This is a genomic window from Achromobacter spanius (genome assembly GCF_002966795.1).
GTDB lineage: Bacteria > Pseudomonadota > Gammaproteobacteria > Burkholderiales > Burkholderiaceae_B > Achromobacter > Achromobacter spanius_D.
The window spans coordinates 709,601-726,336 of record NZ_CP023270.1 but is presented as its reverse complement, the minus strand read 5'-3'; the positions used below and the strand labels follow the sequence as shown (position 1 = coordinate 726,336).

The 16,736-nt window shown below is 63.8% G+C and carries 13 protein-coding genes and 1 tRNA gene; 4 read left to right on the top strand and 10 right to left on the bottom strand.

From position 1 onward, the window contains the following. Positions 1–10 precede the first annotated feature (10 nt). From CLM73_RS03240 to ribD, 6 genes are all read right to left on the bottom strand, one after another. Entirely contained in the window at positions 11–943 is a 933-nt protein-coding gene (locus CLM73_RS03240; protein ID WP_105237293.1) for a LysR substrate-binding domain-containing protein, read from the bottom strand. Between the two features lie 115 nt (positions 944–1,058). After that, a tRNA-Ser gene (locus CLM73_RS03235) sits at positions 1,059–1,149 on the bottom strand. A 143-nt stretch (positions 1,150–1,292) separates the two neighbouring features. Further along, positions 1,293–2,846: a SpoVR family protein gene (locus CLM73_RS03230; protein ID WP_199778244.1), complete on the bottom strand. Its 1,554-nt coding sequence runs from the start codon at positions 2,844–2,846 to the stop codon at positions 1,293–1,295. Further along, complete coding sequence (locus tag CLM73_RS03225; RefSeq protein WP_105237292.1) at positions 2,843–4,102, bottom strand: YeaH/YhbH family protein; 1,260 nt, start codon at positions 4,100–4,102, stop codon at positions 2,843–2,845. Before CLM73_RS03225 ends, CLM73_RS03230 begins: the two co-directional genes overlap by 4 nt. A gap of 12 nt (positions 4,103–4,114) precedes the next feature. Continuing rightward, positions 4,115–6,031 carry a PrkA family serine protein kinase gene (locus tag CLM73_RS03220; protein ID WP_369818967.1) on the bottom strand — a complete coding sequence of 639 codons (1,917 nt, stop codon included), beginning with the start codon at positions 6,029–6,031 and terminating at the stop codon, positions 4,115–4,117. Between the two features lie 743 nt (positions 6,032–6,774). After that, a complete protein-coding gene (gene ribD / locus CLM73_RS03215; RefSeq protein WP_105241359.1) occupies positions 6,775–7,890 on the bottom strand; it encodes a bifunctional diaminohydroxyphosphoribosylaminopyrimidine deaminase/5-amino-6-(5-phosphoribosylamino)uracil reductase RibD in 1,116 nt (371 codons plus the stop codon). A gap of 213 nt (positions 7,891–8,103) precedes the next feature. On the opposite strand from ribD, the gene CLM73_RS03210 reads away from it, so the two are divergent. Beyond that, positions 8,104–8,667 (top strand): cysteine hydrolase family protein, encoded by a 564-nt coding sequence (locus CLM73_RS03210; RefSeq protein WP_105237291.1) that lies wholly within the window; start codon positions 8,104–8,106, stop codon positions 8,665–8,667. 19 nt (positions 8,668–8,686) lie between these two features. Next, positions 8,687–9,637 (top strand): GlxA family transcriptional regulator, encoded by a 951-nt coding sequence (locus tag CLM73_RS03205; protein ID WP_105237290.1) that lies wholly within the window; start codon positions 8,687–8,689, stop codon positions 9,635–9,637. Here CLM73_RS03205 and nrdR read toward each other — a convergent pair. The 4 genes from nrdR to tyrS all read right to left on the bottom strand — a co-directional run bounded on the left by nrdR (position 9,634) and on the right by tyrS (position 13,836). Next, entirely contained in the window at positions 9,634–10,113 is a 480-nt protein-coding gene (gene nrdR / locus CLM73_RS03200) for a transcriptional regulator NrdR (protein ID WP_056564353.1), read from the bottom strand. The genes CLM73_RS03205 and nrdR overlap by 4 nt on opposite strands. Positions 10,114–10,334: 221 nt before the next feature. Continuing rightward, positions 10,335–11,585, bottom strand: a complete 1,251-nt coding sequence (glyA, locus tag CLM73_RS03195; RefSeq protein ID WP_105237289.1) for a serine hydroxymethyltransferase — start codon at positions 11,583–11,585, stop codon at positions 10,335–10,337. A gap of 296 nt (positions 11,586–11,881) precedes the next feature. Next, positions 11,882–12,535: a YbhB/YbcL family Raf kinase inhibitor-like protein gene (locus tag CLM73_RS03190; protein WP_056564359.1), complete on the bottom strand. Its 654-nt coding sequence runs from the start codon at positions 12,533–12,535 to the stop codon at positions 11,882–11,884. Between the two features lie 71 nt (positions 12,536–12,606). Continuing rightward, entirely contained in the window at positions 12,607–13,836 is a 1,230-nt protein-coding gene (gene tyrS / locus CLM73_RS03185; RefSeq protein ID WP_105237288.1) for a tyrosine--tRNA ligase, read from the bottom strand. Between the two features lie 258 nt (positions 13,837–14,094). Between tyrS and CLM73_RS03180 the strand changes: the two genes are divergently transcribed. Further along, positions 14,095–15,504: a M23 family metallopeptidase gene (locus CLM73_RS03180; protein WP_105237287.1), complete on the top strand. Its 1,410-nt coding sequence runs from the start codon at positions 14,095–14,097 to the stop codon at positions 15,502–15,504. 141 nt (positions 15,505–15,645) lie between these two features. Beyond that, the gene (locus CLM73_RS03175; protein ID WP_234015879.1) at positions 15,646–16,725 is read left to right on the top strand and encodes an anhydro-N-acetylmuramic acid kinase; all 1,080 of its coding nucleotides are present in this window, start codon (positions 15,646–15,648) and stop codon (positions 16,723–16,725) included. Positions 16,726–16,736 lie beyond the last annotated feature (11 nt).

Here is a 16,736-nt window from a genome sequence, read left to right as displayed (position 1 = left end):
CGTCCGAGCGTCAATGACCGGAGGCGGCGGCTTCCTGCAACAAGTGTTCCATCAGCAGCCGGGCAGCGCCGGACAGGGGCTCATTGCTGCGCACGCACAACTTGAGCTGGCGACGCGCCCAAGCGTCCGTCAAAGGGATAATCCTTAGATCGCCGCAATCGAAAAGGGACAGCGCCTCCACGGGCACGATGCCGATGCCCAGCTCGCAGCGCACCATCGACACCAGCGCATCGTAGGACGTGACCTGGAACCGCAGCCGTACCGTCCGATTGATGGCCGCCGCCTCGCGCGTGAACAGGTAGTTCGCCGCACTGCCCCGATGCATGCCGACATGGTCGTATTCCAGCGTGTCGGCAAACGCCACGCGCTCCCGCGCGGCCAGCGGATGAGACCGGTTGGCCACCAGCGTCATCACATCGCGCCGGTACGGGAAACTCTGCAGCCCGCTGTCGTCGTCGGTCTGGGTGTAGATACCGATATCGCTCATGTTCTGCTGCACCGCTCGCGTCACCGCCGAACTGACGTTCTCCTCCAGATCGATCTGCACCCCGGGGTGCAGATCCAGAAAGCGCCGCAGATCCTGGGGCAGGAACTGCGTGATGGAAGACAGGTTGGCCGCGACGCGCACATGCCCGCGCACGCCCGACGAAAAATCACGGATCTCGTCCGTCAGGCCGCGCGCCTGATGCAGCAGCGCTCGCGCATGCCGCGCCAACGCGTGACCCGCGCCCGTCGCTTCCACCCCTCGAGCATGCCGCGTGATCAGCACCACATCCAGGATGCGTTCCAGCTCCGACAACCGCTTGCTCAGTGCCGACGGCGCGATGTGCTCACGCGTGGCGGCCGCGGCAATGCTGCCCTCTTCGACCACGGCCACAAAGACCTGCAGGCTGTAGAGATCCAGGCGGGGCGCGGATGATCGGATCGGCGGGTCGAAAGTCATGGCACGAGCGTACCGTAACGATTCCCGGAAAAGCAAAAAGCCCCGATCTCTGGGAAATCGGGGCTTTTTTTGGGCTTGGCCGCTTTTTTGGGGCTTGCGGCCTTGCCGGTATTCCTGGCGGACAGAGGGGGATTCGAACCCCCGATACGCTTTTGACGTATACACGCTTTCCAGGCGTGCGCCTTCAACCGCTCGGCCACCTGTCCTACTGCACTCCAGGGGTCTTTCGATATTGCTGAAAGACGCTGCTGAAAATGCGAATCCGCGATTCTAGCAGAATTCGCGACGGCGCAGCAAGCGGGCAGCAAAAAGGGACGCACTACGCGCGTCCCTTCCCCTGCCGGCGCCATTACTTCGACGCTGGCGGGTCCTGCTCCCGGTAGGAGCTGATCGTGCCGTCCGGTTCGGTTTCTTCGAGCCGGACGCGGAATCCCCACAGGCGGGCCAGGTGCTTCATGACCTGCTCGGCGTCTTCACCTGCCAACGGCCTGCCGCGGCTCTTCAGGTGGCGCAGCACCAGCGAGCGGTCGGTGTCGCGATTGAAGCGAACGACCTGGATGTCGGGCACCAGGTTGTCGCGGTTGTGCTGCGCGGCAAGCAGGCGCCGAATGTCGCGGTAGCCCTCGTCGTCGTGGATTGCGGCCACTTCCAGCTTGGGGTTGGCCTGGTGGTCCGAGATCGCGAAGAAGCGGAATTCGCGGATCAGGCGCGGCGACAGATACTGCGAGATGTAGGACTCGTCCTTGAAGTTACGCATGGCGAAGTCCAGCGTCTTCAGCCAGTCGCCGCCCGCAATGTCGGGGAACCAGCGGCGGTCTTCGGGCGTGGGCGCTTCGCAGATGCGGCGGATGTCCGACATCATCGCAAAGCCCAGCGCGTACGGGTTGATGCCGCCATAGCCGCGCTCGTCAAAGCCGCGCTGGCTGACGACGTTGGTGTGGCTTTGCAGGAACTCCATCATGAAGCCGTCGTTCACCAGCCCCTTTTCGTGCAGCCGGTTCAGGATCGTGTAGTGCCAGAACGTGGCCCAGCCTTCGTTCATGACCTTGGTCTGGGTCTGCGGATAGAAATACTGCGCGACCTTGCGGACGATGCGCACCAGCTCCTTCTGCCAGGGCGCCAGCTTGGGCGAGTACTTTTCGATGAAGTACAGCAGGTTTTCCTCGGGCTCGGGCGGAAACACCGACGCCGCAATGCGCGTGTCCTTGTCCGCTTCAATGCGCGGCAGCGTGCGCCACAGGTCGTTGTATTGCAGGCGCGCGTGTTCCTCGCGCTCCGCCTGGCGGGCGGCCTCTTCCTTGAAGGAGGCCGGCGTCGGGCGCTTGTAGCGGTCCACGCCGTGATGCGATAGCGCATGGCACGAGTCCAGCAGCGACTCCACGGCGTCGATGCCGTAGCGGTCTTCGCAAGCCATCACGTACTTGCGCGCGAACACCAGGTAATCCAGCACGCCGTCGGCGTCCGTCCACTGCCGGAAGAGGTAATTGCCCTTGAAGAAGGAATTGTGCCCGTAGCACGCATGCGCGATCACCAGCGCCTGCATCGGCATGGAATTCTCTTCCATGAGATAAGAAATGCACGGATTCGAATTGATGACGATTTCGTACGCCAGACCCTGCATGCCGCGGCGGTAGAACTGCTCGTTGCGGATGAATTCCTTACCGTAGGACCAGTGCGGGTAACCAATGGGCAAGCCCGCCGACGCGTAGGCGTCCAGCATCTGTTCCGAGGTAATGACCTCGATCTGGTTCGGATAGGTGTCCAGGCCGTACTCGCGGGCGATCTGCGAGATCGCGTCGTCATAGGTCTGGATCAGTTCGAACGTCCATTCGGAACCTTGCGAGATCGGCCGGGCGCCGCCGTCCGATCCCGGCTCCACGAGCGCACCCATGTTGGCGTTCATGCGGTCTCCTTCTTGAACAGGTCGTGGAACACGGGAAAGATCTCCCCGCGGTCGCAGATGCGCCGCATGACGAAGTGCGGTTCCAGTTTCTGTTCATACTCGGCCCACAGACTGCTCTTGCGGGCTTCCTGCGAGTCGGGGATTTCGATGTAGGCAAAGTAGCGCGACGAGGGCAGCAGATGTTCGGCCAGGAATCGCGCGCTCTTGCCCGCATCGGCGCCAAACGAGTCGCCGTCGCTGGCCTGCGCCGCGTAAACGTTCCACGCGGACGGCGGATAGCGCTTTTCGAGGATCTCGCGCATCAGCTCCAGCGCAGACAGCACGATCGTGCCGCCGCTCTTGGGGTCGTAAAAGAAGGTGTGTTCGTCCACTTCCTCGGCGTTGTCGGTGTGGCGGATGAATACCAGATCGACATGCTCGTACTTGCGCGACAAGAACAGGTACAGCAGCGTGAAGAAACGCTTGGCCAGATCCTTCTTGCCCTCGTCCATGGAGCCGGACACGTCCATCAGGCAAAACATGACGGCGCGCGCCATGGGGATGGCGACCGACACGCGGTTGCGATAGCGCAGGTCCAGGTCGTCCAGGAAGGGCACGCGAGCCAGCCGCTCGCGGCAATCCTCGACTTCCTGTTCCAGCTCGCGGATACGCGCTTCTGCCGCGCCGGCGGCCTTCGCCTCTTCCAGCGCATCCTCGGCATCCTTCAGGTCGGCGCGCGCCTTTACGCCCAGCGACACGCGCCGCGCCAGCGAGGACTTCAGCGTGCGGCTGATGCTCAGGGTGCTGGGCGAGCCGGTGGTGGTGTAGCCGGCGCGTTGCCATTTCTTCTGGCTGACTTCGCCGAGCTGGTTGCGCGCCAGGTGCGGCAGTTCCAGGTCTTCAAAAAACAGATTCAGAAACTCGGCGCGCGAGAGGCTGAAGGTGAACTGGTCCACCGATTCGCCTTCTCCCGGTTCCGAGCCACCCTCGCCCTGCCCGCCTTGCGGCCGGTCGAAGGTGTCGCCCTTGGCGAATTCGCGGTTGCCCGGATGCACCATTTCGCGGTCGCCGCCCGCGCCGTGCCGGAACGTCGGCTCGGAAATATCGCGGGCGGGCAAGTTGATCTCGCCGCCTTGATCCATGTCCTGGATCGAGCGGTCACGGATCATCCCGTGTACCGCCTTGCGGATCTGATCCTTGTAACGCCGCAGAAAGCGCTCCCGGTTAACGGCGCTTTTATTGCGCCCGTTAAGACGGCGATCGATCAGTGAATTCATGATTCACCTCGCTCAGGAAGACTTCCTCACACGGAGATACCACTCGCACAGCAGCCTGACCTGCTTTTCCGTGTAGCCCTTCTCCACCATCCGGTCGACGAAGCTCTGGTGTTTCGACTTGTCCTCGGCCGAGGCCTTGGCGTTGAACGAAATCACCGGCAGCAGGTCTTCCGTGTTCGAGAACATCTTCTTCTCGATCACTTCGCGCAGCTTTTCATAGCTGGTCCAGTTCGGATTGCGGCCGCTGTTGTTGGCGCGCGCCCGCAGCACGAAGTTCACAATCTCGTTGCGGAAGTCCTTCGGATTGGCGATGCCAGCCGGCTTCTCGATCTTTTCCAGCTCGTCGTTCAACGCGCTGCGGTCGAAGCTTTCGCCGGTTTCAGGATCGCGGAACTCCTCGTCCTGAATCCAGCAATCGGCAAACGTCACGTAGCGGTCGAAGATGTTCTGGCCGTATTCGGAGTAGGACTCGAGATAGGCGGTCTGGATCTCCTTGCCGATAAACTCCGCGTAACGCGGCGCCAGGAAGCCCTTGATGAACTCCAGATAGCGCCGGCGGATTTCGTCGGGATAGTCTTCGCGGCCGATGCGCTGCTCCAGCACGTACATCAGGTGCACCGGATTGGCAGCCACTTCGGTCTGGTCGTAGTTGAAGACGCTGGACAGAATCTTGTACGCAAACCGCGTCGAGACCCCGGTCATGCCTTCGTCGGTGCCCGCGTAGTCTTTGTATTCCTGCAGCGCCTTGGCCTTGGGATCGACGTCCTTCAGGCTTTCACCGTCGTAGACCCGCAGCTTGGAATAGATGCTGGAATTTTCGGGTTCCTTCAGCCGGGTCAACACCGAGAACTGCGCCATCATGTCCAGCGTTCCGGGCGCGCAAGGCGCTTCGGACAGCGAACTGTGATGCAGCAGCTTCTCGTAGATGCGGACCTCTTCGGACACCTGCAGGCAGTAAGGCACCTTGACGATATAGATACGGTCAAGGAACGCCTCGTTGTGCTTGTTGTTGCGGAAGGTCTGCCATTCCGATTCGTTCGAGTGGGCCAGGATCGTGCCGTTGAACGGGATGGCCGAGAAGCCTTCCGTGCCCTTGAAGTTGCCTTCCTGGGTGGCCGTCAACAGCGGATGCAGCATCTTGATCGGGGCCTTGAACATTTCCACGAACTCGAGCAGCCCCTGGTTCGCCAGGCACAAGCCGCCGGAATAGCTGTACGCGTCCGGGTCGTCCTGCGAATGGCGGTCGAGCTTGCGGATGTCGACCTTGCCCACCAGCGAGGAAATATCCTGGTTGTTTTCGTCGCCCGGTTCGGTCTTGGCGATGGCGATCTGGCGCAGCACCGACGGATTCAGGCGCACGACACGGAACTTCGAGATGTCGCCGTCGAATTCCTTCAAGCGCTTGACTGCCCACGGCGACATGATGCCGGTCAGGTAGCGCTTCGGGATGCCGTATTCCTTTTCAAGCATGTCGCCGAATCGTTCGGGATGGAACAGGCCGAGCGGCGATTCGTTTACCGGCGATCCCTTCAACGCGTAGATGGGAAAACTTTCCATCAACGCCTTGAGCCGTTCGGCGATGGACGACTTGCCGCCGCCCACCGGTCCCAGCAGATAGAGAATTTGCTTGCGCTCTTCCAGTCCCTGGGCGGCGTGCTTGAAGAACGCGACGATCTGTCCGATCACGTCCTCCATGCCGTAGAACTCCTGGAACGCGGGATAGCGCCGGATGGTCCGGTTGGAAAACAAACGGGAAAGACGTGGGTCGTTGCGCGTATCCACGATTTCAGGGTCGCCGATCGCGGCCAGCATGCGCTCAGCGGGGCTGGCGTAGGCCATGGGATCACGCTTGGCGAGGCTCAGATACTCTTCGAGCGAGAGCTCTGATTCCTGCTCTCTTGCATACTGCGACTTGAAGCCTTCGACGATGTTTTGCACGGAAACCTCCTACATACAACACGCGAAAAATTCAATACGTCCCTACATGCCCATTGTGCATCAGCGCCTGCGAATTACTAAACAACTTCGCGGTTAGCGTTTTCGGCAAGTTGTTATGTTGCTTTCGCCACACATCAACCATAAGCACGATCGGACCCTTTCTGTTTAGGCTGCACCCCTTTCGCACTAGTTCCGTCAGGGATTGCAACTAACGTGAGCAAGTTAACTCGTCGTTTCGAGCATAGACCCGCATATAGCGTGCCTGACGCAACCGCACATGAAATGGTCGGCAACGAAACGACGGAATGAGCGATATCCAATGGATTCTTATGGGCCCGGGATAAACCCGGAGCGTTCGCCATGCGATCGCAGCGAACGGGCTGAACGGCGCTAGGCGGCTTCGTTCAGTGGCGTGCCGGTCGGTGATGAACTGCGCCGATTCGCGGCACGGGAATCCGTGGTGACGAGGGCGCGCGGCGGCTGTGCGGGTGGTCCGTGAGCGCGTAGCGCCAAGTCATGCCGCTTATGCTAAGCCCGTGACTCTTTTGTGGCAATTCATTTTGCGCGAATCTTCAGGCGCGTAATCACGCGAAACGCCTTCGTGTGCGAAGCCGCGCACGTCCATCGCGCACGTCGAGTGACCCGCATCGACATGGTGCGTCATGAAGACGCAAGCTGCGCGCGGCTTTCAAAGAATTGGCAGCCGAGCGCGCGGAGTGCTAACAGCAAATCCGTTACGACAACGTGGGCAACGCCACGCTTTCCATCAACTGGCGCCACGTGCCGGCCACACGCGCGCGCACGCACAGATCGGCGCCCACGCGCGCGGTATCGGTAAATTCGTAGCGCCGCGCCGCGTCCAGATGTTCGAGCATCGGCAGGCGCACCATGCCCGCCGCGTCGCCAAGCAGCACCGGCGCCAGATACAACAGCAGTTCATCGACGCAGCCGGCGGACACCAGCGCGCCGCTCAGGCCGGCGCCCGCTTCGACGTGCACCTCGTTGAACTGCTGCTCGGCCATCCAGCGCATCATCGCCGGCAGATCGACGCGGCCGGACTCCGTGCCCGGCAAGCACACCACGCGGGCATTTCTGTCCGCCAGGCGCGCCGCCTTCGCGGCATCTTCGCGTGCGGTAAACACGATGACTTCCGCGCCATCGAAAAGCCGCGCGGTCTCGGGGATCTCGAAGCGGCCATCCACGATGGCCTTGCGCGGCTGGCGCGGCGTATCGACGTCGCGCACGTTCAGTTGGGGATCGTCCTTGAGCACGGTGCCCATGCCGGTCAGCACGACGCAGCTGCGCGCGCGCCAGCGGTGTCCGTCGGCCCGCGCTTCCGGTCCGGTGATCCATTGCGACATGCCGTTATGCAGCGCGCTGCGGCCGTCGAGCGACGCCGCCATCTTCATCCACACCCACGGCAGACCGCGGCTCATGCGCGAGATGAAGCCGGCGTTCACCGCCAGCGCCGCTTCGCGGCAGACGCCGGTTGTCACTGCGATGCCCGCTTCGCGCAGCCGCGCCAGCCCCTGGCCGTTGACAAGCGGATTCGGATCCCCCATGGCCACCACCACGCGCGCCGGCCGCGCTGCCAGGACCGCGTCCACGCACGGCGGCGTGCGGCCGAAGTGGCTGCAGGGCTCCAGCGTGACGTACAGCGTCGAGCCGGCGACCGACTCGCCGCGCGATTGCGCGTCACGCAGCGCGCAGATCTCGGCGTGCGGACCGCCCGGCGGCTGGGTTGCGCCTTCGCCCAGCACGCGGCCGTCACGCACGATCACGCAGCCGACCCGGGGGTTGGGCGCGGTGGTGTACATGACGGTCTGCGCCAGCGCCAGCGCGCGTTGCATCCAGAAGAGATCGTCGGAATCGCGGGAAATATCCATGCCGAGGATTGTATGTCCGCCGCGCACCGTTCTGCCGCCCTGCACCGGTGCGATCCCGGCGCCGCCCGCGCATGTCCGTTTTGGGCCGCCGGTCGTCTTGGAACGCGCTCGCGTGCAGACCGGAACGGGAGTACAAATGGCGTCACCCCCTTGAAATCATGGCCAGGAGCCCCGGAAATGAAACAGGCACTTATCGTCATCGACGTCCAAGAATCCTTCCGCCAACGTCCGTTTTGGGACGAATCGGAGTACCCGGCGTTCATTTCGCAGATCCAGCCGCTGATCGATGCCGCCGCCGGCCAGGATATTCCCGTCCTGCAGGTATTCCACACCAGCCCGTCCGACGACCCCGCCAACCCGTTTTCGGTCGCCTCCGGCCACGTCAAGACGCTCAAGGAACTGCGGATTTCGCCCACGGCGGTGTTCCATAAAACGGTGCATTCGTCGCTGTACGCCAAGGACGAGAACGGCGCCTCGCTGCACGATTGGCTGCTCAAGCACGGCATCGAAGGCATCATCGTGGCCGGCATCCGCACGGAACAGTGCTGCGAAACGACGTCGCGCCATGCCAGCGACGCCGGCTTCAAGGTGGTGTTTCCGACCGACGCGACGCTGACCTTCGCCATGCAGAGCCCATCCGGCAGAACCTACACGCCGGCCGAGATCCGCGATCGGACCGAACTGGTCTTGCAGGGCCGATTTGCCCGCATCGTGCGCGCGGCCGACGCGCTGGCGGCGTAACGTCCGGCGGGAGGCGCCGATGATCCCGGTGTATTTCGTGGTGCCGCGGGGCATTGTGCTGCTGGACCTCGCGGGTCCGGCGGAAGCCTTTCGCGTGGCCAACAAGCTGTGTCCGGGCACGTTCGCGCAGCATTTCTGCGGCCCTTCCCGCGACGTCGAAAGCGGCATCCCCGGCTTGCACCTGGCGCATGTGCAACCGCTGCCGGCTGCCGTGCCCGGCAATGCATTGGTCATTATCTCGGGCGTGGTGGGCAAGCACACGCGCCTGGACGACGACGATGCCCGCGCCATCGTCGACTGGCTGGCCATCCGCCATCCGGCCGACGGCTTCACCTTGATGACGGTCTGCGCGGGCGCGCTGTTCGCGGCGGCGGCCGGGCTGACGCGGCAGCGCGAGTGCACCACGCATCACACCTGCCTGGAACAGTTGACGGCGCTGGACCCCACCGCTCGCGTGCTGGACAACCGGATTTTTGTCGAGGACGGCAACCTGGTCAGCAGCGCGGGTATTACGGCCGGGATCGATCTGGCGCTGCACATGGTGTCGCGCCATTGCGGCCCGCGAGCGGCCAGCGAGGCGGCGCGCGACATGGTTGTCTACCAGCGCCGCGCCGGCTCGGATTCGGCGTTGTCGCCCTGGCTGGATCATCGCAGCCATCTGCACCCGGGCGTGCACCGGGTCCAGGATGCCGTTATCCGCGATCCGGCCGCGCCCTGGTCGGCCCAGTCGCTGGCGGATCAGGCGCACACCAGCGCCCGGCACCTGACGCGCCTGTTTCGTGAACACGCAGGCTGCACGCCGATGGATTATCTGTACGAAATTCGTGTGGCGCTGGCGCGAGACCTGTTGCGCGACACCCGGCTGGACCTGGAACGGGTGGCGGAAAAATCGGGTTTCGGATCGGCGCAACACATGCGCCGCGTATGGCGCAAGTTCCAGCCCCTGACGCCAAGTCTGATGCGGCGCTAGTCCTTGCGCAGCTTGCCCGGCAGCAGCGGGCCCTGCATTTCGCGGATGGCTTCGACGAATTCGCCGATGTCCTCGAAGCTCTTGTACACCGAGGCAAAGCGCACGTAGGCCACCTTGTCGAGCTTGCGCAGTTCGGTCATGACGAGTTCGCCGATGTGTTCCGACGGCACTTCGCGCTGGCCGCTGGCAAGCAATTGTTCCTCGATGCGCGCCACGGCCGCGTCCACGTCTTCCGTGCTGACGGGGCGTTTGCGCAGGGCCAGGCTGAGGCTGGCGCGCAATTTGACCGGATCGTATTCGCTGCGGCTGCCATTGCGCTTGACGATCGAAGGCATGGCGAGCTCCACCCGTTCATAGGTGGTGAACCGCTTGTCACAGGACAGGCACCGGCGGCGACGGCGAATCGCGTCGCCCTCTTCGGAGACCCGGCTGTCGACGACCTGCGTTTCGGCATTGCCGCAAAATGGACACCGCATGTGTGATCCCTAAAGGCGCTGAAGGCAATAATTGAGCATATTGTAACGACGGCATGATGCAAAGCGGCATTAGGGACGAATCCCCCGCCGCCGTCGCATCGCCCATCGTGCGGCAGGATGCCCCCCCTGCCCGCCCATAAAGACCAAGGGACGGCGCCTTGCGGAGCCGTCCCTTGGTCTGTTCTGCCCGGAAGCGGCTAGGCCGCGCCCGGGTCACCTGCTTACTTCTTGCCGTACACCGGCAGGCGCGAGGTCAGTTCGTTGACCTTGGCGCGCACGGCGGCGATGTTCGCTTCGTCGCGCGGGTTGTCCAGCACGTCGGCGATCAGGTTGGCGGTCAGCTCGGCGTCGGCTTCGGTGAAACCGCGGGTGGTCATGGCCGGCGTGCCCAGACGGATGCCGCTGGTCACGAAGGGCTTTTCCGGGTCGTTCGGGATCGCGTTCTTGTTGACCGTGATGTGGGCCTGACCCAGCACCGCTTCGGCTTCCTTGCCCGTGATGCCCTTGGAACGCAGGTCCACCAGCATGACGTGGCTTTCGGTGCGACCCGAGACGATGCGCAGGCCACGCTTGACCAGCGTGTCAGCCAGGACCTTGGCGTTCTTGACCACTTGCTCCGCGTAGCCCTTGAACTCGGGTTCCAGCGCTTCCTTGAAGGCCACGGCCTTGCCGGCGATGACATGCATCAGCGGACCGCCCTGGATGCCGGGGAAGATCGCCGAATTGATGATCTTCTCGTGCTCGGCCTTCATCATGATGACGCCGCCGCGCGGGCCGCGCAGCGACTTGTGCGTGGTCGAGGTGACGAAGTCGGCGTGCGGGACCGGGTTGGGGTAGGCGCCGCCGGCGACCAGGCCCGCATAGTGGGCGATGTCGACCATGAACAGCGCGCCGTTTTCACGGGCGATGCGGGCCATGCGTTCGAAGTCGATATGCAGCGCGTAGGCCGAAGCGCCCGCCACGATCAGCTTGGGCTTGTGTTCCTTGGCCAGCTGCTCGACCTGTTCGTAGTTCAGGACTTCGTTTTCGTCCAGGCCGTACGAGATGAAGTTGTACAGCTTGCCCGAGGCGTTGACCGACGCGCCGTGCGTCAGGTGGCCGCCTTCGGCCAGGCTCATGCCCAGCACGGTGTCGCCCGGCTTGAGCACAGCCATGTACACGCCCTGGTTCGCCTGCGAGCCCGAGTTGGGCTGCACGTTGGCGGCTTCGGCGCCGAAGATCTGCTTCAGGCGGTCGATGGCCAGTTGCTCGACCACGTCCACGTACTCGCAACCACCGTAGTAGCGCTTGCCCGGGTAGCCTTCGGCGTACTTGTTCGTGAGCTGCGTGCCTTGCGCTTCCATGACGGCCGGGCTGGCGTAGTTCTCCGAAGCGATCAGCTCGATGTGCTGCTCTTGGCGCTGGTCTTCCTTCTGGATGGCGGCCCAAACGTCCGGGTCAGCCTTGGACAAGGTGAGGTTGCGGTCAAACATGACGGGGGTTTCCTGAGGCGGTAAATGGGAAGAAAACGAGAGAAGAAAACGGCAGATGAGAAAACGGCGTCGGGTGGGTAAACCCGCAGAATGCTGAGTAGTTTACCCCGTCACGCAGGATCATTTGCGCTCAAAACGGCCCGAACCGGGCCAAATTCCGGCGCGCGGGCGCGAAAACCACGGCATCGACACGCGCCGTGAAATGGCCCTCATGACGACTTGAGAAAGATTCATGCAATTGAGGCGGGCCAAAAAAAAGGCCGCGCTTGGCGGCCCTGCGTATATGGCGGTGGCAATCAGGCCGACGTGGCCCCGATTTGCTTGGGCGCGAGTTCGGGATTGAGCGTATAGGTGCCGGTCAGCGACGCCTGCGCCAGCACGTGCTTCTGAATGGCACGCAACGCGTCTTCGCCGTTGAACGAACCCTGCAGATTCAGGCTGGGCACATCCAGCGCGTACAGCGTGAAGATGTAGCGATGGACCAGGGCATCGTTCCAGGGCGGGCACGGGCCGTCGTAGCCGAAATACTCGCCGCTCATGTCGTGGTCATTGGCGAACCACGACGAATAGGAATTGATGCCTTGGCGCGCGTCCATGGGCGCCAGCGGGCCGCCCTTGCCGCGTGGCGTGATGCCGTTGGAAAACGCGCCTTCGTCGATCTCGCGCAGGTCGGCCGGCAGATCGACCAGCACCCAATGGAAGAAATCCACGCGAGCCAGGTCGGCGGGCACTTCGCGGCCTTCCTGGTTGACGTCGTCAGGACGCGAGGGCACATCGGGATCATGGCAGATCAGTGCAAACGACTGCGTGCCCGCCGGGACGTCGTCCCAGGAAAACTGCGGGTTGAAGTTATCTGCCAGCGCGACGTGCGATTGCGCATCGATCTTGCCGAAAGCGTAGCGTTCGGGAATCGACTCGTGATCGGAAAAAGACAAACTCGAAAGTTCCATGTCGTGCTCCTTTAAATGCCGCAAAGGCGCCAGGCGCCCGTGTGTACCCTGAGCGTATCAAAACTTCGCATTTACGGGTTCAAGTTAACACGTGCAAACTTGCGCTTGCCCACCTGAACGACGTAAGTCCCGGCCGGCAATTGCAACGATTTGTCTTCCACGCGATCGCCGTTGACGCGCACGCCGCCCTGCTCGACATTGCGCTGCGCTTCCGAGCCGGAGGCCACCAGTCCTGCCTCGCGCAGCAGCTTCAGGATGCCCACCGGCGCGCCGCCGATGTTGACTTCGGGCATGTCGTCAGGAATGGCGCCATCGCGGAAACGCGCCTCAAACGACGCCAGCGCGTCGTCTGCCGCCTTGGCGGAATGGAAGCGCGCGATGATTTCCTGGGCCAGCATGACCTTGGCATCGCGCGGGTTGCGGCCACCTTCGATCTCCTGTTTGAGCGCGGCGATATCCTCCAGCGAGCGGAAGGACAGCAGCTCGAAGTAACGCCACATCAGCGTATCGGAGATCGACATGAGCTTGCCGAACATGGAATCGGGCGACTCCGAAATGCCGATGTAGTTGCCCTTGGACTTGGACATCTTCTCTACGCCGTCCGTCCCGACCAGCAGCGGCATCGTCAGGATGCACTGCGGCTCCTGTCCATATTCTTTTTGCAGTTCGCGCCCGACCAGCAGGTTGAACTTCTGATCGGTGCCCCCCAGCTCCAGATCGGACTTCAGCGCGACCGAGTCGTAACCCTGCATCAGCGGATACAGGAATTCATGCACCGAGATCGGGATGCCGCCCTTGAAGCGCTTGGTGAAGTCTTCGCGTTCCATCATGCGGGCCACCGTGTAGCGCGACGCCAGCTGGATCATGCCGCGCGCGCCCAGGGGATCGCACCACTCGGAGTTGTAGCGGATCTCGGTGCGGGCCGGATCCAGCACCAGGCTGGCCTGGGCGTAATAGGTCTTGGCGTTGGCCTCGATCTGCTCACGCGTGAGCGGCGGGCGCGTGCTGTTGCGGCCACTGGGATCGCCGATGGTCGAGGTGAAGTCGCCGATCAGGAAGATGACGTTGTGCCCCAGGTCCTGGAGCTGGCGCATCTTGTTCAGCACCACCGTGTGGCCCAGGTGAATGTCCGGGGCGGTCGGATCCAGGCCGAGCTTGATGCGCAGCGGCACGCCGCTGGCGCGGCTCTTGGCCAGCTTGCGGGCGAATTCGGCTTCGACCAGCAGTTCATCGCAGCCGCGCTTGGCTATACGCAGATCCGCTTCGACTTCAGGAGTAATGGGGGCTTCGGTGGGTGACATGACAGGGGGGGCCAATGCGGCTTCAGCCGACAAAAAGGTGTAAAAAGTGACGAAAACTATCGTAAATTCTAGCCGAATCGGCTAGGATACCGGCCTAATCATACGCAACTGCCATATGTACGCAGGGGCGTTCGCTCTACCATCCCTTGTTCACAAGATGCGCCCTCGCGCCAGCCCTTGCCCCGGAAACGTGGCGCGCGAGGGCCGTACGTGTACCGCACCCTGCGAGTTCAAGCCACCTGAGAGGGTATTTTCACGATGAATCGTGGCCTCCACGAACTGGCGAGTGGCATCAAGCGCAAAGTCGCTGCCGTATTTGCGCCCGTTGAGCCCAAGCCGCATCGCTCGGGACTTCTCCGCCGCACGCTTCTCGTCACCGCAATTGGTCTGTTCGCAGGCGCCGCCGCTCTCGGCATGGTGCAGCAACCCGACCGCACCGAACTCCCCCCCTCGCGCGTCATCCAGAGCATTCTGCCGCTGACCGCCGAGCAAGTCGAAGTCAGCACGCCCAGCGCCGCCCCCTACATCAGCGAAACCCGGATCCGTCCGGGCGACACGCTGTCGGCAGTGCTGCAGCGCCTGGAACTCGACGCGCCCAACCTGCAATCCTTCCTGACGCACGACGCCAGCGCCCGCAGCATCTACAAGCTGTATCCCGGCCGCTCGGTGCAAGCCGCCACGGACGAACAGGGCAACCTGGTCTGGCTGCGCTACATCCACACGCCCGGCAACGAAACCGACGGGCAGGTCGTGACGCGCATGCTGCACGTGGCCCCGGCCGGCGACAGCTACAAGGCCGAGGAAGTCACCGAAAGCACCGAGCGCCAGACCCGCGTTGCCGTCGGCACCATCAAGTCCTCGCTCTTCGGCGCCACGGACTCCGCCGGCATCCCGGACTCGGTCACCATGCAGATGGCCGACATCCTCAGCGCCAAGATCGACTTCCTGCGCGACCTGCGCCAGGGCGATCAATTCCGCGTGGTCTACGAAGTGCGTTCGCACGACGGCCGCTACGCCGGCGCTGGCCGCGTGCTGGCCCTGGAATTCATCAACGGCGGCAAGACCTACAACGCCGTCTGGTTCAGCCCCGACGAAAAGTCCGGCTCTTACTACGACTTCGACGGCACCAGCCTGCGCGGCGCGTTCCTGCGCACCGCCCTGAAGTTCAGCCGCATCAGCTCGACCTTCGGCATGCGCATGCATCCCATCCACAAGACCTGGACGGGCCATAAGGGCGTCGACTACGCCGCACCGTCGGGTACGCCGATCCACTCCACCGCGGACGGCACGGTCGAATTCTCGGGCTGGCAGAACGGCTACGGCAACGTCGTCATCGTCAAGCACCACGGCAAGTATTCGACGCTGTACGCGCACCAGAGCCGCATCGCCGAAGGCGTCACCAAGGGCTCGAAGGTCTCGCAAGGCCAACTGCTGGGCTATGTCGGTTCCACCGGCTGGGCCACCGGTCCGCACCTGCACTACGAGTTCCGCGTCGACAACCAGCCTATCGACCCGCTGTCGGTGGACCTGCCCGTGGCCCGCGCCCTCGAACCCGCGGAAGTCCGCGCGTTCAACCAGGCAGTCGACCCCTACAAGCAGCAGATCCAGTTGCTGGCGCAGTTCCAGCAGACGCTGCCCGACGCGCTGACCAACGTGGCCAGCCGCTAAGGCAGGTCCGCAACAAACAGGCCCGCGCGCAGCGGGTGCGGCGGCGGGGCGACAAGCCCCAGCCGCCTTTTTTATTTGGAGGCGCCCGTGAATGCCACCCCGCCCTTGCAGCATGACCGCCGCACGCTCTACATCGGGCTGATGTCGGGCACCAGCGTCGACGGCGTCGACGGTGTGCTGACCCGCCTCGAAGACGGTCAGCCGCCGCAGGTGCTGGCCAATGCCAGCCTGCCCATGCCAGAAAATCTGCGGCGCGAGCTGCTGGCGCTGAATGCCGCGGGCGGCGACGAGCTTGCCCGCGCCGCGCTGGCGGCCAATGCGCTGGCGCGCGTGTATGCCCAGGCGGTGTCGAAGCTGCTTGCGGATGCCGGCGTGGCTGCGGGCGACGTCAGCGCCATCGGCGCGCACGGCCAGACCGTTCGGCACCGCCCCGACCTTGGCTACACGCTGCAGCTCAATGCGCCCGCCTTGCTGGCGGAACTGACCGGCATTGCAGTGGTGGCGGATTTCCGCACGCGCGACGTCGCCGCCGGCGGCCAGGGCGCGCCGCTGGTGCCGCCCTTTCACGCCGCCATCTTCGGCGCCAGCCACGGCCGCGCGGTGCTGAACCTGGGCGGCATTGCCAATGTGACCTTGCTCGTGCCCGGCCAGCCGGCGCGCGGCTTTGACACGGGTCCGGCCAACGTGCTGCTGGACGGCTGGTGCCAGCGCCATCTGAGCCGGCCTTACGACGCAGGCGGCCGCTGGGCCGCCTCGGGACAGGTGCTGGCGCCCCTGCTCGAACAATTGATCGGCAGCGAGCCGTGGTTTGGCCTGCCGCCGCCCAAATCCACAGGCCGCGACCTTTTCAACATGCAGTGGCTGGACGCCCGGCTGGCGGAGTTCGACGGCCCCGCGCCGGCCCCTCAGGATGTTCAGGCCACGCTGCAGCGCCTGACCGCCCGGACCATCGCCGACGCCATCGACCGGGCCGCCGCGGGCACACAGGAGGTCTTTGTGTGTGGCGGCGGGGCTTACAACGGCGGCCTGATGCAGGAACTGGCGTACTGCTTGCAGCGCCCCGTTCGACCGACCGATGACCTTGGCGTGCCGGCGCAGCAGGTGGAATCCTTGGCGTTTGCCTGGCTGGCGCATGCGTTCATGATGGGCAAGCCAGCCGGGCTGCCTAGCGTGACCGGCGCACGGGGACCGAGAATTCTGGGGGCCTTGTATCCCGCTTGATGCGGGTGGCC